Raw genomic sequence first — 17,933 nt, 5'->3', positions numbered from 1 at the left:
CCGATAGTGAACCAGTACCGTGAGGGAAAGGTGAAAAGCACCCCGGAAGGGGAGTGAAATAGATCCTGAAACCGTGTGCCTACAAGTAGTTAGAGCCCGTTAATGGGTGATAGCGTGCCTTTTGTAGAATGAACCGGCGAGTTACGATTACGTGCGAGGTTAAGTTGAGAAGACGGAGCCGCAGCGAAAGCGAGTCTGAATAGGGCGAATTAGTACGTGGTCGTAGACCCGAAACCAGGTGATCTACCCATGTCCAGGGTGAAGGTGAGGTAACACTCACTGGAGGCCCGAACCCACGCACGTTGAAAAGTGCGGGGATGAGGTGTGGGTAGCGGAGAAATTCCAATCGAACCTGGAGATAGCTGGTTCTCTCCGAAATAGCTTTAGGGCTAGCCTCGTGATTGAGAATACCGGAGGTAGAGCACTGTTTGGACTAGGGGGGCATCTCGCTTTACCGAATTCAGACAAACTCCGAATGCCGGATATTTATACACGGGAGTCAGACTGCGAGTGATAAGATCCGTAGTCAAGAGGGAAACAGCCCAGACCACCAGCTAAGGTCCCCAAGTAATCGTTAAGTGGAAAAGGATGTGGCGTTGCTTAGACAACCAGGATGTTGGCTTAGAAGCAGCCATCATTTAAAGAGTGCGTAATAGCTCACTGGTCGAGTGACGCTGCGCCGAAAATGTATCGGGGCTAAACGATTCACCGAAGCTGTGGATGCATACTTAGAGTATGCGTGGTAGGAGAGCGTTCTAACAGCGTTGAAGTCAGACCGGAAGGACTGGTGGAGCGGTTAGAAGTGAGAATGCCGGTATGAGTAGCGAAACATGGGTGAGAATCCCATGCACCGTATGACTAAGGTTTCCTGAGGAAGGCTCGTCCGCTCAGGGTTAGTCGGGACCTAAGCCGAGGCCGATAGGCGTAGGCGATGGACAACAGGTTGATATTCCTGTACCACCTCCTCACCGTTTGAGAAATGGGGGGACGCAGTAGGATAGGGTAAGCACGCCGTTGGTTGCGCGTGTTCAAGCAGTAAGGCGTGTATGTAGGCAAATCCGCATACTATAACGTTGAGCTGTGATGACGAGCTCGTATGAGCGAAGTTCCTGATTTCACACTGCCAAGAAAAGCCTCTATCGAGGTGAGAGGTGCCCGTACCGCAAACCGACACAGGTAGTCGAGGAGAGAATCCTAAGGTGTGCGAGAGAACTCTCGTTAAGGAACTCGGCAAAATGACCCCGTAACTTCGGGAGAAGGGGTGCTTCTTTGGGTGCATAGCCTAGAGAAGCCGCAGTGAATAGGCCCAGGCGACTGTTTAGCAAAAACACAGGTCTCTGCAAAACCGTAAGGTGACGTATAGGGGCTGACGCCTGCCCGGTGCTGGAAGGTTAAGAGGAGCGGTTAGCGCAAGCGAAGCTGTGAATTGAAGCCCCAGTAAACGGCGGCCGTAACTATAACGGTCCTAAGGTAGCGAAATTCCTTGTCGGGTAAGTTCCGACCCGCACGAAAGGCGTAACGATCTGGGCACTGTCTCAACGAGAGACTCGGTGAAATTATAGTACCTGTGAAGATGCAGGTTACCCGCGACAGGACGGAAAGACCCCGTGGAGCTTTACTGTAGCCTGATATTGAATTTTGGTACAACTTGTACAGGATAGGTAGGAGCCAGAGATCTCGGAGCGCCAGCTTCGAAGGAGGCGTCGGTGGGATACTACCCTGGTTGTATTGAACTTCTAACCCATGCCCCTTAGCGGGGTAGGAGACAGTGTCAGGCGGACAGTTTGACTGGGGCGGTCGCCTCCTAAAGAGTAACGGAGGCGCCCAAAGGTTCCCTCAGAATGGTTGGAAATCATTCGTAGAGTGTAAAGGCATAAGGGAGCTTGACTGCGAGACCTACAAGTCGAGCAGGGTCGAAAGACGGGCTTAGTGATCCGGTGGTTCCGCATGGAAGGGCCATCGCTCAACGGATAAAAGCTACCCCGGGGATAACAGGCTTATCTCCCCCAAGAGTCCACATCGACGGGGAGGTTTGGCACCTCGATGTCGGCTCATCGCATCCTGGGGCTGTAGTCGGTCCCAAGGGTTGGGCTGTTCGCCCATTAAAGCGGTACGCGAGCTGGGTTCAGAACGTCGTGAGACAGTTCGGTCCCTATCCGTCGTGGGCGTAGGAAATTTGAGAGGAGCTGTCCTTAGTACGAGAGGACCGGGATGGACATACCGCTGGTGTACCAGTTGTCTTGCCAAAGGCATCGCTGGGTAGCTATGTATGGACGGGATAAGTGCTGAAAGCATCTAAGCATGAAGCCCCCCTCAAGATGAGATTTCCCATTACGCAAGTAAGTAAGACCCCTGAAAGACGATCAGGTAGATAGGTTCGAGGTGGAAGTGCGGTGACGCATGCAGCTGACGAATACTAATCGGTCGAGGACTTAACCACATTTTATTGCACAAACTCAATGAAACGTTTATCCAGTTTTGAAAGAATGAAATTCTTTTATATAGGCTTATTTAAAGGCCACTATAGTGAAGTGATGATGGCAAAGAGGTCACACCCGTTCCCATACCGAACACGGAAGTTAAGCTCTTTAGCGCCGATGGTAGTTGGGGGCTTCCCCCTGTGAGAGTAGGACGTCGCTTCGCTAGAATATTGGAGGATTAGCTCAGCTGGGAGAGCACCTGCCTTACAAGCAGGGGGTCGGCGGTTCGAGCCCGTCATCCTCCACCATTTCTAAATGCCGGTGTAGCTCAGTTGGTAGAGCAACTGACTTGTAATCAGTAGGTCGAGGGTTCGACTCCTTTCGCCGGCACCATTTAGAGAGCCATTAGCTCAGTTGGTAGAGCATCTGACTTTTAATCAGAGGGTCGAAGGTTCGAGTCCTTCATGGCTCACCAGTTTATATACTGCTTAGCGGGTGTGGCGGAATTGGCAGACGCACTAGACTTAGGATCTAGCGCCGCAAGGCGTGGGGGTTCGACTCCCTTCACCCGCACCATTTAATTTCATATTACTGTCAGAGTAAAAATATCTTAAGCATTTTGCGGAAGTAGTTCAGTGGTAGAACACCACCTTGCCAAGGTGGGGGTCGCGAGTTCGAACCTCGTCTTCCGCTCCAAAAAATGCCGGGGTGGCGGAACTGGCAGACGCACAGGACTTAAAATCCTGCGGTGAGTGATCACCGTGCCGGTTCGATTCCGGCCCTCGGCACCATCTTTTAAATAAACAATATGCGCCCGTAGCTCAATTGGATAGAGCGTCTGACTACGGATCAGAAGGTTGTGGGTTCGACTCCTGCCGGGCGCGCCATATTATTTCGGAATGTAGCTCAGCTTGGTAGAGCACTTGGTTTGGGACCAAGGGGTCGTAGGTTCGAATCCTGTCATTCCGACCATCATTTATGGGGCCTTAGCTCAGCTGGGAGAGCGCCTGCCTTGCACGCAGGAGGTCAGCGGTTCGATCCCGCTAGGCTCCACCATAATTTGTAACCAAAATAAAGATCCTGGCGGTGTAGCTCAGTTGGCTAGAGCACTCGGTTCATACCCGAAAGGTCGTGGGTTCGACTCCCTCTGCCGCCATCTTAAAGGACCTTTAGCTCAGTTGGTTAGAGCAGACGGCTCATAACCGTCCGGTCACAGGTTCGAGTCCTGTAAGGTCCACCAGTTAACGTATTAAATATAACGGAGGTATACCCAAGTCTGGCTGAAGGGATCGGTCTTGAAAACCGACAGGCGGGTAACACCGCGCGGGGGTTCGAATCCCTCTACCTCCTCCATTTTTACAAACTGGGTACTTAAAACAGGTTCAAACATAATATTATCGCGGGGTGGAGCAGTGGTAGCTCGTCGGGCTCATAACCCGAAGGTCGCAGGTTCAAGTCCTGCCCCCGCAACCAAATGGTCCCGTGGTGTAGCGGTTAACATGCCTGCCTGTCACGCAGGAGATCGCCGGTTCGATCCCGGTCGGGACCGCCATTTGTGGGTTTGTAGCTCAGTTGGTAGAGCATTAGATTGAAGCTCTAAGTGTCGGCGGTTCGATTCCGTCCAAACCCACCATATGCGGGTGTAGTTTAGTGGTAAAACCTCAGCCTTCCAAGCTGATGTTGTCGGTTCGATTCCGATCACCCGCTCCAGTTTTTAAATAGGGCCTATAGCTCAGCTGGTTAGAGCGCACGCCTGATAAGCGTGAGGTCGATGGTTCGAGTCCATTTAGGCCCACCATAGTATTATTCCGAAGTAGCTCAGTTGGTAGAGCATCCGGCTGTTAACCGGCAGGTCGCAGGTTCGAGTCCTGCCTTCGGAGCCATTTTTCTATTTTTGGGGACATACTCAAGAGGCTGAAGAGGCGCCCCTGCTAAGGGTGTAGGTCGCGTAAGCGGCGCGAGGGTTCAAATCCCTCTGTCTCCGCCATCGGCCCGTTGGTCAAGTGGTTAAGACACCGCCCTTTCACGGCGGTAACACGGGTTCGAATCCCGTACGGGTCATACATAGGAAGACGAAAAACGCTAAGTACTTATTACAATGTACTTGGCGTTTTTTTGTTGCGGTAAAAGCTCTCTTAAGATAATAAACAATGCTGCTAAATTTAAGGGATGAAATTTCTTACACAATATTATGCTGTTTTATAATAAAGATAAAAAAACTGTGTTGAAATATTTTTATTCAATTAACCCACAAACGGAATCTACTTTAAGATTATATTGTTTTATTGATACTGCGTGAAAAAGCACATCCTCGATCACTATGTTGAAGGGAACATGGATTAAGGGAGAACAAGATAGTAGGCAGGAGCGAAAAAGAAAGCAGAGATTTTCCGGTTATTTAATGAAGGTCGATTGTGAGCATGCAAGAAGTTTAGTTGACACTATGTTAGAGGGCTTTTTAATCGGATTTCCCATCATTAATTCAAATAGAGGTATCAAATCCCCGGTTCATTAAAGAACATGGTAAAAAGCAATTTAAAGGTGAAATAACAAGGATTTAACGGCCGAATCGTGGAATCCCAATAAGGCTGCGGTATGCATCAAAATCATTTAATGAAATAGCGCAATTCTAAGCGTATTTAAACACGGAAATAATTATTATAGAATAATAAAAATGATGAAAATAACATAAAGATAAAGACTATATTGAGAAACCAATAGGTGGAAATAAATAAAATGTACATTATATCAATACTTAAAAAAAATAATGATAAAAGTACGGACATTTTCTTGACAGCTTCAGTATATAAAATGTATAAATAAGTAGTCGTATATTCTAAAACACTTGATATTTATAAGTAATATTAATAATTATATCAGAATGATTTATAAATATTAAAAACAAGCCTTGATAAAATTAGACAAACATATTAGAATTTCGTTATACTAAGTAAACGTTTTCATGAGCAATCTCAGTTGGTTCATGGAAAAAATAGAAAATAATTTATTTTTTAAAAATAATTTCAAAAAAGGTATTGCATTATAAAAAAAGTAATGATAATATAAATCTTGTCCTTAAGAGATAGGACATGCGGTTACGAAAGTGTAATCAGCAAATACCCATTGGAGGATTAGCTCAGCTGGGAGAGCACCTGCCTTACAAGCAGGGGGTCGGCGGTTCGAGCCCGTCATCCTCCACCATTTCTAAATGCCGGTGTAGCTCAGTTGGTAGAGCAACTGACTTGTAATCAGTAGGTCGAGGGTTCGACTCCTTTCGCCGGCACCATTTAGAGAGCCATTAGCTCAGTTGGTAGAGCATCTGACTTTTAATCAGAGGGTCGAAGGTTCGAGTCCTTCATGGCTCACCAGTTTATATACTGCTTAGCGGGTGTGGCGGAATTGGCAGACGCACTAGACTTAGGATCTAGCGCCGCAAGGCGTGGGGGTTCGACTCCCTTCACCCGCACCATTTAATTTCATATTACTGTCAGAGTAAAAATATCTTAAGCATTTTGCGGAAGTAGTTCAGTGGTAGAACACCACCTTGCCAAGGTGGGGGTCGCGAGTTCGAACCTCGTCTTCCGCTCCAAAAAATGCCGGGGTGGCGGAACTGGCAGACGCACAGGACTTAAAATCCTGCGGTGAGTGATCACCGTGCCGGTTCGATTCCGGCCCTCGGCACCATCTTTTAAATAAACAATATGCGCCCGTAGCTCAATTGGATAGAGCGTCTGACTACGGATCAGAAGGTTGTGGGTTCGACTCCTGCCGGGCGCGCCATATTATTTCGGAATGTAGCTCAGCTTGGTAGAGCACTTGGTTTGGGACCAAGGGGTCGTAGGTTCGAATCCTGTCATTCCGACCATCATTTATGGGGCCTTAGCTCAGCTGGGAGAGCGCCTGCCTTGCACGCAGGAGGTCAGCGGTTCGATCCCGCTAGGCTCCACCATAATTTGTAACCAAAATAAAGATCCTGGCGGTGTAGCTCAGTTGGCTAGAGCACTCGGTTCATACCCGAAAGGTCGTGGGTTCGACTCCCTCTGCCGCCATCTTAAAGGACCTTTAGCTCAGTTGGTTAGAGCAGACGGCTCATAACCGTCCGGTCACAGGTTCGAGTCCTGTAAGGTCCACCAGTTAACGTATTAAATATAACGGAGGTATACCCAAGTCTGGCTGAAGGGATCGGTCTTGAAAACCGACAGGCGGGTAACACCGCGCGGGGGTTCGAATCCCTCTACCTCCTCCATTTTTACAAACTGGGTACTTAAAACAGGTTCAAACATAATATTATCGCGGGGTGGAGCAGTGGTAGCTCGTCGGGCTCATAACCCGAAGGTCGCAGGTTCAAGTCCTGCCCCCGCAACCAAATGGTCCCGTGGTGTAGCGGTTAACATGCCTGCCTGTCACGCAGGAGATCGCCGGTTCGATCCCGGTCGGGACCGCCATTTGTGGGTTTGTAGCTCAGTTGGTAGAGCATTAGATTGAAGCTCTAAGTGTCGGCGGTTCGATTCCGTCCAAACCCACCATATGCGGGTGTAGTTTAGTGGTAAAACCTCAGCCTTCCAAGCTGATGTTGTCGGTTCGATTCCGATCACCCGCTCCAGTTTTTAAATAGGGCCTATAGCTCAGCTGGTTAGAGCGCACGCCTGATAAGCGTGAGGTCGATGGTTCGAGTCCATTTAGGCCCACCATAGTATTATTCCGAAGTAGCTCAGTTGGTAGAGCATCCGGCTGTTAACCGGCAGGTCGCAGGTTCGAGTCCTGCCTTCGGAGCCATTTTTCTATTTTTGGGGACATACTCAAGAGGCTGAAGAGGCGCCCCTGCTAAGGGTGTAGGTCGCGTAAGCGGCGCGAGGGTTCAAATCCCTCTGTCTCCGCCATCGGCCCGTTGGTCAAGTGGTTAAGACACCGCCCTTTCACGGCGGTAACACGGGTTCGAATCCCGTACGGGTCATACATAGGAAGACGAAAAACGCTAAGTACTTATTACAATGTACTTGGCGTTTTTTTGTATAAAAGGGAGAAGAGCTTATGAATGAGCGTTTAAAAGTATTTGATCAATTTTATAAGGAAACGGGCATTGAACAACGTCATCTCGTTCATGCAAAAGGTTATTGGCATGAAGTGTTTCATTGCTGGATTATTGAAAAAGTAGATTCTGAATGGCGTATTTATTTACAGCTGCGTAGCAAAAATAAAAAGGATTATCCAAACCAATTTGATATTACGGCAGCTGGTCATATACTGGCAACGGAGACAATTGAAGATGGTATACGCGAATTAAAGGAAGAAGTAGGGGTTAAGGTCATGTTTTCGCAATTAACGTCACTTGGAGTCATTCCGTACAGTATAGATAATGAAAAAATAAAGGATTATGAGTTTGCAAATGTATTTGTTTATGAATTAACAGGTGGTCTTGAGAAGTTTTCAATTCAAAGAGAAGAACTGGATGGTATATACTCTGCTAACTTAAAACAGTTTATATTGCTTGCGAATCATAAAATAAAGGAAATTGAAGTATCCGGTTATAAATACGAAAATGATATACGTCATTATGAAGTGAAACAGATCGGATTAGAACAAATGTCAGCATTACCTGAAAGCTATTTGCACGAGTTTATCCCGAGATTGGAAAAGATATTAATTGAAGCAACCTGAAAAAACTTAGGTTAGCTTTTTTTTTTATAATATCTATTGACCTTCACGTTACGTCAACCTTTATAGTACTAATTAGGAGGTGATCAATTGTTAATAAACGAACTAGTCAAGCTATCTGGTGTGAGTGCACGCACACTACGATATTACGATGAAATCGGTTTGCTGATGCCTTCTACGATTGCAGAAAATGGCTACCGAAAATATAGCCAAAAAGATATTGACCGGTTACAGCAAATACTTTTTTACCGGGAGCTGGATTTTAAGTTAGAGGAAATAAAAAAACTGCTCGATCATCCAGATTATGAAGTAAAAGAAGAGCTAAAAAAACAATTCGAGCTATTACTAAAGAAAAGACGACATATTGATGACTTACTGAAAACGATAGAACAAACAATCCAAACGATGGAAGGGGAACTTAAGATGACAAATGAACAGAAATTTGACGTGTTTAAAAACAATCTAATCGAAGAAAATGAAAAGAGCTACGGTGAGGAAATACGTAATAAATACGGTGAAGCTAAAGTGGAAGCGAGCAATAAAAAATTTAAAGAGATGACTGAAGAGCAATATAATGCAATGCAGCAATTGGAACAACAACTGTTTGAACGATTAAAAGAAGCGATGGCGTCCGGCGATGTAACGTCAGACGTTGCAATGGAAGCAGCAGAGCTTCATAAACGCTGGCTAAGCTTCTCCTGGGCAAAGTATACCCCAGAAGCACATATAGGCCTAGCACAAATGTATGTAAGCGATGAACGGTTTACTGCTTACTATGATGACCGGGTAGGGCCAGGTGCTACACAATTTTTGCATGATGTTATCGTTGCTTATGCAGCAAATAAATAAGAAAAGATGTTTAAAAATCCTCATATAGGTAATATTTTATTAATGGAAAAAGGGGGATTTTATATGGATATCAATCAATTACACCATTTACGTAGTATTTTAGAAGAGGAGCTTGCAACTTTGCAGGAGCATGTTAATGAAGAACCAGCTGTTGAAGATACAGAAATAACTGCAGTTGACAATCATCCAGCAGATGCAGCGACCGATTTAACGACAATTGTTACCGAAAAAACACTAAATGAATTGAAAGAAGATGAAATTGAAAGAATTCAAACAGCTTTAAATGCAATGGATGAAGGCACATACGGGGAATGTATCGTATGCGGGAAAGAGATTCCTTTTGAGCGTTTAGAAGCAATTCCGACAGCTTTAACATGTATTGATCATGTTGATGAGGTTATGGAATAGTAAAAGAGGTATGTTGATTATTCAACATACCTCTTTTAGTTTTAAATGAAATATGAAACTAATAAACCAACAGCCAACAAGAAACCGAAAATCGTGTTTGTTTGGGCTGTGTATTTCATGGCCGGCATTACTTCGAGCGGTTTTTCTTTTGCTCTGAATAATTTAATCGCTTCAATCGGTTTTTTCACACTTAATAATACAAGCAGTGCCCATGGTGTCAAATGACCTAGAATTACAAGGCCAGCAATCCAAATATACGAAACAATAAAGAAACCAGCAAGTACTGTAACAGCGTTATGTCGGCCAACCAATATAGCCATTGTTTTACGCCCGCCTTCAGTATCTCCTACAATATCCCGGATATTATTAGAAAGCATAATTGCCCCAACTAGAATCATACTCGGCACAGAGATAATTACAGCATCAGCTGTCACATCACCTGTTTGAATAAAGAAGGCAATTAGAACAATACCCATACCCATTACTGCCCCTGAAACTAACTCCCCGAATGGTGAATAAGCAATCGGGTACGGTCCTCCAGTATACAAATAGCCAATCAGCATACATACAAGTCCGACAGCAACTAGCCACCAGGATGTCATGGCACATATGTAAACACCTAATAGCATTGCAATGCCGTAAAAGCTTAGCGCAATAGCCATAATTGTTTTTGGTGCTACACCATGTCGGACGATTGTGCCACCAATACCGACGGAGTTTTCATTATCCAGGCCAAGTTTATAATCATAATATTCATTGAACATATTTGTTGCAGCCTGTATTAGCATACTGGCAATTAGCATTGCAAAAAACAAGCCAAAATGAACTGTTTCATGATTTATTGAAAGTGCCATCGACGTACCTAATAATACCGGTACAAATGAAGCTGTTAATGTGTGGGGACGTGTTAAATGCCACCAAACTTTAATTCCCTTGTCCGCTTCAACGACTTTTGTCATAAAAAAACGCTCCTAACTAAATACAATTATCTAAACTATTGTAATGCAAATAAAACAAATTGAACAGAGTGAAGGGACAATACATGTAACGTTTGCTCGAAAAATGTTATGATAAGAAGGTATTATTTACTGCGCGAACGCAAAAAAAAAGAGCAAATTATATAAAAATTCAAGCACGTATTAAAATAACGCTATACTTGCATCATACTTAGTGAATTTGCAACATGACGGAGGGAATTTTCATGCAACACAAGTGGTACAACGCCACTGAAATAGAAGTAGGCTCAAATTCAAAGCAAATTTTTTATATGGAAACAATCGAAGTAAGCCGTTTGTCCGCATTGGCATTTTTTGCGGCAGGCGAATCGAAATATAAAGGAAAACGAAACTACTGGCAAAATCGTGAAAAAACATTCACATTGGTTGGTTTAGGACATGCCTATACAATTGCAAACAATGCGTCTGACGCTCGTTTCGATTTAGTAGAACATGAATGGAAAAAACTGACGAGTCAAATCATAGAGGAAGATCAGCATCTGCAGCCAATCCTTTTTGGCGGCTTTACTTTTGATCCACAAAATGAAGTTTCAGCAGAATGGACAAACTTCCCGCAAAGCTACTTTACTGTCGCAACACATCAGTTAGTTATTCGCAATGATAAAGCTTATGTCACAATAAACTATATTACGGACGAGGAAAACAGCGCAACAACGTTTGAAGCACTTCGTAAAGAACGTGACGAGCTCATTCATGCAGCACAAGTGAAGGAAGTTAAAACTTATGCGAAGCCGACGATGACAAGCTATATGGAACCGTATAAGAAGGAATATTTGAATTCCATCAATAAGGTAACGAGCTTAATCAAAGCAAATGAAGCGCAAAAGGTTGTCATTGCACGATCTTTAGCATTGCAATTTAAGGAAACGATCACTTCTCCGCAAATTTTGTCGCATGTCGTACATGAGCAGCCGGAAAGTTATTTGTTTGGCTTAGAGCATGGTGACTTACTATTTTACGGCGCATCACCGGAACGGTTAGTAAAGGTAGACAACGGACGTGCCTATTCTTCATGTGTGGCAGGTTCGATTAAGCGCGGAACAACAGCTGAAGCCGATGAGGAACTTGGAAGAACGTTACTGAGCGATTTGAAAAACCTTGGTGAGCATCACTATGTTGTTGAGATGATTACCGACACCTTCAAAAAGAATTGTTCAAAAGTAAAGGTACCTCATGGACCGAAGTTATTAAAAATCCGTGATATTCAGCATTTATATACACCTGTTGAAGGACAGTTAAATGAAGATGCAACAATTTTGCAGCTTGTGAAACATTTGCATCCAACACCTGCTTTAGGCGGAGTTCCGCGTGAACAGGCAATGGAAATAATCCGGACATATGAACCGATGAACCGAGGGCTGTATGCAGCGCCAATCGGCTGGCTCGATGCTGACGGAAATGGCGAGTTTGCGGTAGCGATTCGCTCGGCAGCATTAGTACAGGATAAAGCGTATTTATATGCAGGCGGAGGAATTGTCGAAGATTCGGAAGCACAATCGGAATATGAAGAGACACTCGTTAAATTCCGTCCAATGCTTCGAGCTTTAGGAGGCCAATTACATGAATGAACGTGAAGTACTATCCAAATATGTTTATACGATTGTGTCAGCGTTAGTAGCTTCTGGTGTAGAGCAGGTTGTCGTAAGTCCCGGCTCTCGCTCTACACCGCTTGCCTATGCATTTGCCTCAACAAAGGAAATCGAAATGCATCGTCAAGTCGATGAAAGAGCGGCAGCCTTTTACGCGCTAGGCTTAGCTAAATCAACTGCGAAACCAGTCGTGCTTGTATGTACATCAGGAACAGCAGCGGCCAATTACTATCCTGCCATTGTCGAAGCAAAATATGCACGTGTACCGTTAATTGTTTTAACAGCAGACCGTCCGCATGAATTGCGAGAAGTAGGAGCACCACAGACGATCAATCAAGTACGGCTATACGGCGATAATGTTAAATGGTCGGCAGAATTCCCGATTCCGGATGAGGCACCGCAAACGATTCCGTTTATCGAACGACACACAGTGCGTGCGGTAAACATTGCAACGACCGCACCGTTTGGACCTGTTCATCTAAATATACCGTTCCGTGAACCGCTAATCATTGACTTTACCGATAAATTGCCGGTTTCAAGCTTTATTAAAAGCTATACAAATGAACTTCAGCCTGCTAAACAAGCGGTGGCAAAGCTGACAGCAATCATCGAACAAACAACGACAGGAATTCTGATTGTAGGGGAATTGCCGCTAGGAACGAACACAGAATATTTATGGGATTTTATTCGTGAAGTGAAATGGCCGGTAATGATTGAAAGCTTATCGAACCTGCGCACAGAAATACCGGAAGATTGCCAAATATATGCGATTTCTACATATGATACATTGATGAAAAATGAACGCTTCAAAAGAAATGTCCGACCACAAACGGTCATTCGATTCGGTGCACAGCCTGTATCAAAATTTTTAATGCAGTTTATCGTACAGGCAAATCCGCAAAGCTATATTGTTATCGATGAAGATCCGATGTATAGGGATTCTACTCATATGTCGACACATTTCATTCATGCGTTACCTGGAGAATGGCTATCGGAGCTGAAATTAGCAAATTCTCAAGCAGAAATGGCGTACGTTCAATTTTGGAAAATGGCAGATTTACTTGCAGCTGATGTCATTGAAAAGTACAGTCAATTTGCTGATGATGAAGGAGCAATGGTACAGGCATTCCTGACAAGTATTGAGGAAGACGCCGACATTTATGTCAGCAGCAGTATGCCAATCCGTGATATTGATACGTTTTTACTTACACAAAATCGCCCTGTTCAAATTTTTGCAAACCGCGGAGCAAATGGAATTGATGGGGTAACATCTACAGCACTTGGTTTCAGTAATGGTCGCAAAAACCGCAAAACCTATTTATTAATTGGCGATCTGGCATTTTTACATGATGCAAATGCATTTGTTGCAAGCCGTTATCAGGAATGTGATTTAACGGTAATTGTCATGAATAATGACGGTGGCGGAATTTTCTCTTATTTACCGCAATCGAAGGTAGAAGAGCATTATGAAGATCTCTTCGGTACACCGACTGCATTGACATTCGAACAAATGGCCAAAATGTATGAGCTGGATTACGAAAAAGCCACATCATTGGAACAATTTAAGAATGCATTAATAGCAGATAAACAAACACCGATTAAACTAATCGAAGCTTTCACAGATCGTGATGAGAATGTAAAGCAGCACCGTGAGTTATGGGCGCGTATTCATGAGGTGATGGAACAATGGCTCGATTCACTGTAAAAGGCCAGGATGTAAATATAGATCAGTGGAATGAACAGGCAACTCAGACAATTGTATTTCTCCACGGTTTTACTGGGAGCACAATTACTTGGAAAAAGATAGTTTCGCAACTGCCGTCAAACATCAGATGTATTGCCGTTGATTTAATCGGACACGGTAAAACAGCGGCTCCGGCTACTGTTGAATTTTACTCTATGGATTTTCAAGTGGAACTGCTGCATGAACTTTTCCATCACTTACAGCTTGATACTTTCTCGCTGGTAGGCTATTCGATGGGGGGGCGTGTAGCATTGAGCTATGCAGTTCGCTACCCGGCTGCAATCGAGCATTTACTGTTGGAAAGTGCTTCTCCGGGTTTAAAAGATGACCAGGAGCGTAGTATACGAAAGCAGGCGGATGATACACTCGCTGAAAAGATACTCGCGAATGGGATTGAATCATTCGTAACCAAGTGGGAAAATATACCGCTATTTGCTTCTCAAAAAAGTCTTCCTGCAGTAGTACAGCAGGAAATTCGAACAGAGCGAATGCAACAAAGTGAAATCGGCCTTGCAAACAGTCTGCGCGGGATGGGGACAGGTGTAATGCCTGAACTTTGGGGTAAGCTTAATACATTAACGATGCCTGTGACACTTGTTACCGGACAGCGTGATGGAAAATTCATTCAATTAAACATTGAAATGCAAGAGCATATAAAAAAAGCAAATCATCTTATAATTCCAGCAGTTGGCCACGCAATTCATGTGGAAAATCCGACAAAGTTTGCTACAATAGTAAAGGAAACGATTTCATAACCGAAATAGGAGGCAATATATATGACAAAGCAACGTCTATGGACATCTTTACATACTTACGAAGATATTAAGTATGAATATTATAACGGGATCGCAAAAATTACGATTAACCGTCCAGAAGTTCGCAACGCTTTCCGCCCAAAAACAACAGCGGAAATGATCGATGCTTTCTCACGTGCTCGTGATGATGAGCGTGTGGGCGTAATTATTTTAACAGGTGAAGGCGAGCATGCATTCTGCTCTGGCGGCGACCAAAAAGTACGCGGTCATGGCGGTTATGTAGGCGATGACCAGATTCCTCGCTTAAACGTATTAGACTTACAAACGTTAATCCGTAAAATTCCTAAACCGGTTGTAGCGATGGTAGCAGGTTATGCAATCGGCGGCGGGCACGTATTGCACGTAGTATGTGACTTAACAATCGCTGCAGAAAATGCACGTTTCGGTCAAACAGGACCTAAAGTCGGTTCATTCGATGCTGGTTACGGCTCAGGTTACTTAGCACGTATCGTAGGACACAAAAAGGCTCGTGAAATCTGGTACTTATGCCGTCAATACGATGCGCAGCAAGCACTTGAAATGGGCTTAGTAAACACAGTAGTACCATATGAGCAATTAGAAGATGAAACAGTAAAATGGTGTGAAGAGATGCTTGAAATGTCGCCAACAGCATTACGTTTCTTAAAAGCTGCAATGAATGCAGATACAGACGGCTTAGCTGGTATCCAACAACTTGCTGGTGATGCGACACTTCTATACTACACAACAGATGAAGCAAAAGAAGGCCGCGATGCATTTAAAGAGAAACGTAAACCAGACTTCGGTCAATTCCCACGTTTCCCTTGATTTGTTCGTTATAATAATTCAAAAGGGATGTCCGAAAACTTTGGACATCCCTTTTCTTTACGATAGGAGGGAAAAAGGATGCAGCCAAACTGGATCAAGCAACGAGCCTATTTAACACCAAATCGGGTTGCACTGAGCTTTCATGACGAGCAATGGACGTTTAACGAGCTTTATTTACAGTCTGTTAGGTTAGCTTATAAATTAAATACACTTCGTTTAACGAATGGAAAACGGGTGGCTATTTTAGCACCATCTACACCGCCTTTAATCGAACTGCTGTATTCATGTATGCAAGCACAATGCGAAATGGTACTGCTGAATGGCAGACTGGCAAAGCAGGAGCTTGCGTATCAAGTTGAAGATGCTGAAGTAGATGCGATATTAGTCGCCGATGAAGAGCTTGTCAAACTTCCTGATGATGACCGAATCATCCCATTTTCGAAGCTTTATAAGACAACGGAGTCGGAATATGATATTGCAGCACAGTGGAATGAGGATTTTGCTTTGACGATTATGTATACATCCGGGACAACTGGATTTCCGAAGGGAGTTTGCCAAACCGTTTCAAACCATAGTTCAAGTGCAATCAGCTCAGCATTGAATTTAGGCATTTCAGAGAAGGATACATGGCTTTGTACTGTTCCAATTTTTCATATAAGTGGTTTTTCGATTGTCGTCCGTTCATTGCTATATGGGATGAAAATACGTTTATATGAAAAATTTGATGCTAAAAAATGTGCACAGGAAATTATGGAAGGTACCGTTACGAAAATGTCAGTCGTTTCGGTCATCCTCGAAAATATACTTTCCGAAATGGAGCAGGCTGGTAAAAAAGCACATCCCAATTTCACAGTCGCATTAGCAGGTGGCGGTCCAGTACCGATCGATTATTTAAAACGATCAGAAGAACTGGACTTGTGTGTTGCCCAAACTTACGGTATGACAGAAACGTCTTCGCAAACCGCAACACTGGCAAACGAGGATGCAATGACACATATCGGATCTGCCGGCAAACCGCTGTTTTTCAATGAAATTAAAATTGATGCAAAAGACGGGGAATTCATTGGTGAAATATTAATCCGCGGACCTCATGTCACGCCGAAATATATTGGCCGCTTTAAAGACAAACCGACAACCATCAATGGCTGGCTTCATACAGGAGATGTTGGTTATTTGGATGAACAAGGGTATCTATTTGTCGTTGATCGTCGTAGTGATTTAATTATTTCAGGCGGAGAAAATATTTATCCGGCTGAAATTGAAAATTTATTGCTCGGTCACCCGAACGTAAAAGAGGCAGGTGTGTGCGGAATGGAGCATGACAAATGGGGGCAAGTCCCTGTTGCCTTTATTGTTGCAAAAAATCAGATGACAGAACAAGAAATCATCAAATTTTGCGCACAGCACTTAGCAAATTATAAAGTCCCGAAACATGTTCACTTCGTCAGTCATTTACCTCGAAGCGGTTCCAATAAACTGCTAAGAAGAAAGTTGATGCAGCTGCTGGAAGAGTGATGAGGAGATAAAAAGGCCCAAGCATAATGAATGCTTGGACCTTTTTAAATGATTAATTGCTCAAAGCTTGCTTGAGGACATCCATATTTTTACGCATTAACGTAAAGTAGTCTTCGTTGTTTTGGATATCTTCCTTCGTTAAAACACTTAAATTATGCAACGTTAACGTTTCTGCATTAACTTCCTTTTGAATAATTTCCGTTAATTTTGAAGAAACATTTTGTTCAAAGAAAATATATTGGATATTTTCTTTATTTGCTAAATCAACAATTGCCGTTAATTCCTTTTGTGAAGGCTCACTTTGCGAATTTAAACCAGCTACAGGTACTTGATTGAAGCCGTAATGTCCCGCAATGTAGCCGAATGCAGCATGCGATACAAAGAATGTTTTTTTCGTAGTAGCTGCAGCAATTTCTTCAAAGTCTGAGTGCAATGCCGCAAGATCTGTTACTAATTGCTCGTAATTTGAATTGAATGTTGCTTCGTGTTCCGGTAAGGCTTTAACTAGTTCATCTTTAATCGTTAAAGCTAACTGCTGTGAAATAATTGGGGATAACCATACATGCGCATCGTGTTCTTCGTGTGCGTGTTCTTCTTCATGTCCGTGGTCATCATGTTCCTCATGCTCAGCATGTGTATGTCCTGTGGAAATATGAAGCTGATCTTCCGTTACATTGGCAGCTGTAGCAACTAATTTTACGTCTTCATTTGCCAAAGTCTTTTGCGCATTTTCAACAAAACCTTCTAAACCAAGACCAATGTAGAAAAATAAATCTGCATCTGCTAACGCCATCATATCCTTTTGAGTTGGTTCAAACGAATGTTCATTTGCACCTGCAGGATAAATGGAAGAAACATCAACAAACTCTCCACCGATTTGTTCCGTAAAATACTGCAATGGGTAAACGGTTGTATAAACAGAAAGGGCATCTTCCTTTTGCTGTGATTCGTTTGTGTCTTTTTTCGTATCATCTGCATTGCAGGCAGCTAATAATAAAACAAGTGTAAACATCGAAATGATTGAAAACCATTTTTTCATTAATTAAATCTCCTTAAATAGTAATTATTACGATTTGTATTTTTGAACATTTTCAATCATACAGGATTCAATAAAAAAAAACAATATAAAAAGCCTT

General features: G+C 43.5%; 10 protein-coding genes, 40 tRNA genes and 2 rRNA genes (1 of these 52 cut by a window edge). 50 read left to right on the top strand and 2 right to left on the bottom strand.

The features are described 5' to 3' along the window. The 45 genes from MHH44_RS15710 to MHH44_RS15490 form a co-directional block, all read left to right on the top strand. Positions 1 to 2,440, top strand: a 23S ribosomal RNA gene (locus MHH44_RS15710) (it extends 489 nt beyond the left edge of the window). Positions 2,441 to 2,527: 87 nt separating this feature from the next. Beyond that, positions 2,528 to 2,643, top strand: a 5S ribosomal RNA gene (rrf, locus tag MHH44_RS15705). Positions 2,644 to 2,652: 9 nt separating this feature from the next. Then, positions 2,653 to 2,728, top strand: a tRNA-Val gene (locus MHH44_RS15700). A gap of 9 nt (positions 2,729 to 2,737) precedes the next feature. Beyond that, a tRNA-Thr gene (locus MHH44_RS15695) sits at positions 2,738 to 2,813 on the top strand. 6 nt (positions 2,814 to 2,819) lie between these two features. Then, positions 2,820 to 2,895, top strand: a tRNA-Lys gene (locus MHH44_RS15690). A 16-nt stretch (positions 2,896 to 2,911) separates the two neighbouring features. Then, positions 2,912 to 2,996 (top strand) — tRNA-Leu (locus MHH44_RS15685). A gap of 45 nt (positions 2,997 to 3,041) precedes the next feature. Then, positions 3,042 to 3,116 (top strand) — tRNA-Gly (locus MHH44_RS15680). Positions 3,117 to 3,122: 6 nt separating this feature from the next. Further along, positions 3,123 to 3,211, top strand: a tRNA-Leu gene (locus MHH44_RS15675). Between the two features lie 19 nt (positions 3,212 to 3,230). Continuing rightward, a tRNA-Arg gene (locus MHH44_RS15670) sits at positions 3,231 to 3,307 on the top strand. An 8-nt stretch (positions 3,308 to 3,315) separates the two neighbouring features. Further along, positions 3,316 to 3,392: transfer RNA gene (locus tag MHH44_RS15665), tRNA-Pro, on the top strand. 8 nt (positions 3,393 to 3,400) lie between these two features. Next, positions 3,401 to 3,476: transfer RNA gene (locus MHH44_RS15660), tRNA-Ala, on the top strand. A 26-nt stretch (positions 3,477 to 3,502) separates the two neighbouring features. Further along, positions 3,503 to 3,576: transfer RNA gene (locus MHH44_RS15655), tRNA-Met, on the top strand. Between the two features lie 7 nt (positions 3,577 to 3,583). Further along, positions 3,584 to 3,660: transfer RNA gene (locus MHH44_RS15650), tRNA-Ile, on the top strand. A 20-nt stretch (positions 3,661 to 3,680) separates the two neighbouring features. Then, positions 3,681 to 3,773, top strand: a tRNA-Ser gene (locus MHH44_RS15645). Positions 3,774 to 3,818: 45 nt separating this feature from the next. Beyond that, positions 3,819 to 3,893: transfer RNA gene (locus MHH44_RS15640), tRNA-Met, on the top strand. Between the two features lie 3 nt (positions 3,894 to 3,896). Continuing rightward, positions 3,897 to 3,972: transfer RNA gene (locus MHH44_RS15635), tRNA-Asp, on the top strand. A 5-nt stretch (positions 3,973 to 3,977) separates the two neighbouring features. Then, positions 3,978 to 4,053, top strand: a tRNA-Phe gene (locus tag MHH44_RS15630). A 3-nt stretch (positions 4,054 to 4,056) separates the two neighbouring features. Next, positions 4,057 to 4,130, top strand: a tRNA-Gly gene (locus MHH44_RS15625). A gap of 11 nt (positions 4,131 to 4,141) precedes the next feature. After that, positions 4,142 to 4,218 (top strand) — tRNA-Ile (locus MHH44_RS15620). Between the two features lie 9 nt (positions 4,219 to 4,227). Further along, positions 4,228 to 4,303 (top strand) — tRNA-Asn (locus MHH44_RS15615). 13 nt (positions 4,304 to 4,316) lie between these two features. Then, positions 4,317 to 4,407, top strand: a tRNA-Ser gene (locus MHH44_RS15610). 2 nt (positions 4,408 to 4,409) lie between these two features. Beyond that, positions 4,410 to 4,481 (top strand) — tRNA-Glu (locus MHH44_RS15605). 1,064 nt (positions 4,482 to 5,545) lie between these two features. Continuing rightward, positions 5,546 to 5,621 (top strand) — tRNA-Val (locus MHH44_RS15600). Between the two features lie 9 nt (positions 5,622 to 5,630). After that, a tRNA-Thr gene (locus MHH44_RS15595) sits at positions 5,631 to 5,706 on the top strand. Positions 5,707 to 5,712: 6 nt separating this feature from the next. Further along, positions 5,713 to 5,788, top strand: a tRNA-Lys gene (locus MHH44_RS15590). A gap of 16 nt (positions 5,789 to 5,804) precedes the next feature. Continuing rightward, positions 5,805 to 5,889: transfer RNA gene (locus MHH44_RS15585), tRNA-Leu, on the top strand. Positions 5,890 to 5,934: 45 nt separating this feature from the next. After that, a tRNA-Gly gene (locus MHH44_RS15580) sits at positions 5,935 to 6,009 on the top strand. Between the two features lie 6 nt (positions 6,010 to 6,015). After that, positions 6,016 to 6,104: transfer RNA gene (locus MHH44_RS15575), tRNA-Leu, on the top strand. 19 nt (positions 6,105 to 6,123) lie between these two features. Then, positions 6,124 to 6,200 (top strand) — tRNA-Arg (locus tag MHH44_RS15570). Positions 6,201 to 6,208: 8 nt separating this feature from the next. Continuing rightward, a tRNA-Pro gene (locus MHH44_RS15565) sits at positions 6,209 to 6,285 on the top strand. Positions 6,286 to 6,293: 8 nt separating this feature from the next. Then, positions 6,294 to 6,369: transfer RNA gene (locus tag MHH44_RS15560), tRNA-Ala, on the top strand. A 26-nt stretch (positions 6,370 to 6,395) separates the two neighbouring features. Continuing rightward, positions 6,396 to 6,469, top strand: a tRNA-Met gene (locus MHH44_RS15555). 7 nt (positions 6,470 to 6,476) lie between these two features. Continuing rightward, positions 6,477 to 6,553, top strand: a tRNA-Ile gene (locus MHH44_RS15550). A 20-nt stretch (positions 6,554 to 6,573) separates the two neighbouring features. Continuing rightward, positions 6,574 to 6,666, top strand: a tRNA-Ser gene (locus MHH44_RS15545). A 45-nt stretch (positions 6,667 to 6,711) separates the two neighbouring features. Continuing rightward, positions 6,712 to 6,786: transfer RNA gene (locus MHH44_RS15540), tRNA-Met, on the top strand. A gap of 3 nt (positions 6,787 to 6,789) precedes the next feature. Next, positions 6,790 to 6,865, top strand: a tRNA-Asp gene (locus MHH44_RS15535). A 5-nt stretch (positions 6,866 to 6,870) separates the two neighbouring features. After that, positions 6,871 to 6,946, top strand: a tRNA-Phe gene (locus tag MHH44_RS15530). A 3-nt stretch (positions 6,947 to 6,949) separates the two neighbouring features. Beyond that, positions 6,950 to 7,023: transfer RNA gene (locus MHH44_RS15525), tRNA-Gly, on the top strand. Positions 7,024 to 7,034: 11 nt separating this feature from the next. Beyond that, positions 7,035 to 7,111: transfer RNA gene (locus MHH44_RS15520), tRNA-Ile, on the top strand. A 9-nt stretch (positions 7,112 to 7,120) separates the two neighbouring features. Then, positions 7,121 to 7,196, top strand: a tRNA-Asn gene (locus MHH44_RS15515). Between the two features lie 13 nt (positions 7,197 to 7,209). Beyond that, a tRNA-Ser gene (locus MHH44_RS15510) sits at positions 7,210 to 7,300 on the top strand. Between the two features lie 2 nt (positions 7,301 to 7,302). After that, positions 7,303 to 7,374 (top strand) — tRNA-Glu (locus MHH44_RS15505). A 77-nt stretch (positions 7,375 to 7,451) separates the two neighbouring features. Further along, positions 7,452 to 8,078, top strand: coding sequence for an NUDIX hydrolase (locus MHH44_RS15500; RefSeq protein ID WP_008408132.1), 627 nt, complete (start codon positions 7,452 to 7,454; stop codon positions 8,076 to 8,078). A gap of 87 nt (positions 8,079 to 8,165) precedes the next feature. Beyond that, positions 8,166 to 8,924 (top strand): MerR family transcriptional regulator, encoded by a 759-nt coding sequence (locus MHH44_RS15495; RefSeq protein WP_014823054.1) that lies wholly within the window; start codon positions 8,166 to 8,168, stop codon positions 8,922 to 8,924. Positions 8,925 to 8,987: 63 nt separating this feature from the next. After that, positions 8,988 to 9,332 carry a TraR/DksA family transcriptional regulator gene (locus tag MHH44_RS15490; RefSeq protein ID WP_008408136.1) on the top strand — a complete coding sequence of 115 codons (345 nt, stop codon included), beginning with the start codon at positions 8,988 to 8,990 and terminating at the stop codon, positions 9,330 to 9,332. Positions 9,333 to 9,373: 41 nt separating this feature from the next. Here MHH44_RS15490 and MHH44_RS15485 read toward each other — a convergent pair whose 3' ends face one another. After that, on the bottom strand, positions 9,374 to 10,291 hold the full coding sequence (locus MHH44_RS15485; RefSeq protein ID WP_014823055.1) for a 1,4-dihydroxy-2-naphthoate polyprenyltransferase: 918 nt from the start codon (positions 10,289 to 10,291) through the stop codon (positions 9,374 to 9,376). A gap of 242 nt (positions 10,292 to 10,533) precedes the next feature. Here MHH44_RS15485 and MHH44_RS15480 point away from each other — a divergent pair, with 242 nt between their 5' ends. From MHH44_RS15480 to MHH44_RS15460, 5 genes are all read left to right on the top strand, one after another. Continuing rightward, on the top strand, positions 10,534 to 11,916 hold the full coding sequence (locus MHH44_RS15480; RefSeq protein ID WP_014823056.1) for an isochorismate synthase: 1,383 nt from the start codon (positions 10,534 to 10,536) through the stop codon (positions 11,914 to 11,916). After that, positions 11,909 to 13,642, top strand: a complete 1,734-nt coding sequence (menD, locus tag MHH44_RS15475) for a 2-succinyl-5-enolpyruvyl-6-hydroxy-3-cyclohexene-1-carboxylic-acid synthase (protein ID WP_014823057.1) — start codon at positions 11,909 to 11,911, stop codon at positions 13,640 to 13,642. The genes MHH44_RS15480 and menD overlap by 8 nt, the downstream gene beginning before the upstream one ends. After that, complete coding sequence (menH, locus tag MHH44_RS15470) at positions 13,624 to 14,436, top strand: 2-succinyl-6-hydroxy-2,4-cyclohexadiene-1-carboxylate synthase (RefSeq protein WP_014823058.1); 813 nt, start codon at positions 13,624 to 13,626, stop codon at positions 14,434 to 14,436. The genes menD and menH overlap by 19 nt, the downstream gene beginning before the upstream one ends. Positions 14,437 to 14,457: 21 nt before the next feature. Beyond that, positions 14,458 to 15,282 (top strand): 1,4-dihydroxy-2-naphthoyl-CoA synthase, encoded by an 825-nt coding sequence (gene menB, locus MHH44_RS15465; protein WP_014823059.1) that lies wholly within the window; start codon positions 14,458 to 14,460, stop codon positions 15,280 to 15,282. Positions 15,283 to 15,360: 78 nt separating this feature from the next. Further along, on the top strand, positions 15,361 to 16,797 hold the full coding sequence (locus MHH44_RS15460) for an o-succinylbenzoate--CoA ligase (RefSeq protein WP_340798989.1): 1,437 nt from the start codon (positions 15,361 to 15,363) through the stop codon (positions 16,795 to 16,797). 52 nt (positions 16,798 to 16,849) lie between these two features. Here MHH44_RS15460 and MHH44_RS15455 read toward each other — a convergent pair whose 3' ends face one another. Next, on the bottom strand, positions 16,850 to 17,836 hold the full coding sequence (locus MHH44_RS15455; RefSeq protein ID WP_014823061.1) for a metal ABC transporter solute-binding protein, Zn/Mn family: 987 nt from the start codon (positions 17,834 to 17,836) through the stop codon (positions 16,850 to 16,852). Between the last annotated feature and the right edge of the window lie 97 nt (positions 17,837 to 17,933).

The sequence above is a fragment of the Solibacillus sp. FSL K6-1126 genome, assembly GCF_038003445.1.
Taxonomy (GTDB): Bacteria; Bacillota; Bacilli; order Bacillales_A; family Planococcaceae; genus Solibacillus; species Solibacillus silvestris.
Note: the sequence above shows the minus strand (reverse complement) of the source record. Positions and strands in the feature narration are given on the sequence as shown.

Excerpts from the sequence above, each read along its gene's own strand:
- MHH44_RS15500 (WP_008408132.1), top strand. The coding sequence starts at position 7,452 with ATGAATGAGCGTTTAAAAGTATTTGATCAATTTTATAAGGAAACGGGC.
- MHH44_RS15490 (WP_008408136.1), top strand. The coding sequence starts at position 8,988 with ATGGATATCAATCAATTACACCATTTACGTAGTATTTTAGAAGAGGAG.
- MHH44_RS15485 (WP_014823055.1), bottom strand. The coding sequence starts at position 10,291 with ATGACAAAAGTCGTTGAAGCGGACAAGGGAATTAAAGTTTGGTGGCAT.
- MHH44_RS15480 (WP_014823056.1), top strand. The coding sequence starts at position 10,534 with ATGCAACACAAGTGGTACAACGCCACTGAAATAGAAGTAGGCTCAAAT.
- menD (WP_014823057.1), top strand. The coding sequence starts at position 11,909 with ATGAATGAACGTGAAGTACTATCCAAATATGTTTATACGATTGTGTCA.
- menH (WP_014823058.1), top strand. The coding sequence starts at position 13,624 with ATGGCTCGATTCACTGTAAAAGGCCAGGATGTAAATATAGATCAGTGG.
- menB (WP_014823059.1), top strand. The coding sequence starts at position 14,458 with ATGACAAAGCAACGTCTATGGACATCTTTACATACTTACGAAGATATT.
- MHH44_RS15460 (WP_340798989.1), top strand. The coding sequence starts at position 15,361 with ATGCAGCCAAACTGGATCAAGCAACGAGCCTATTTAACACCAAATCGG.
- MHH44_RS15455 (WP_014823061.1), bottom strand. The coding sequence starts at position 17,836 with ATGAAAAAATGGTTTTCAATCATTTCGATGTTTACACTTGTTTTATTA.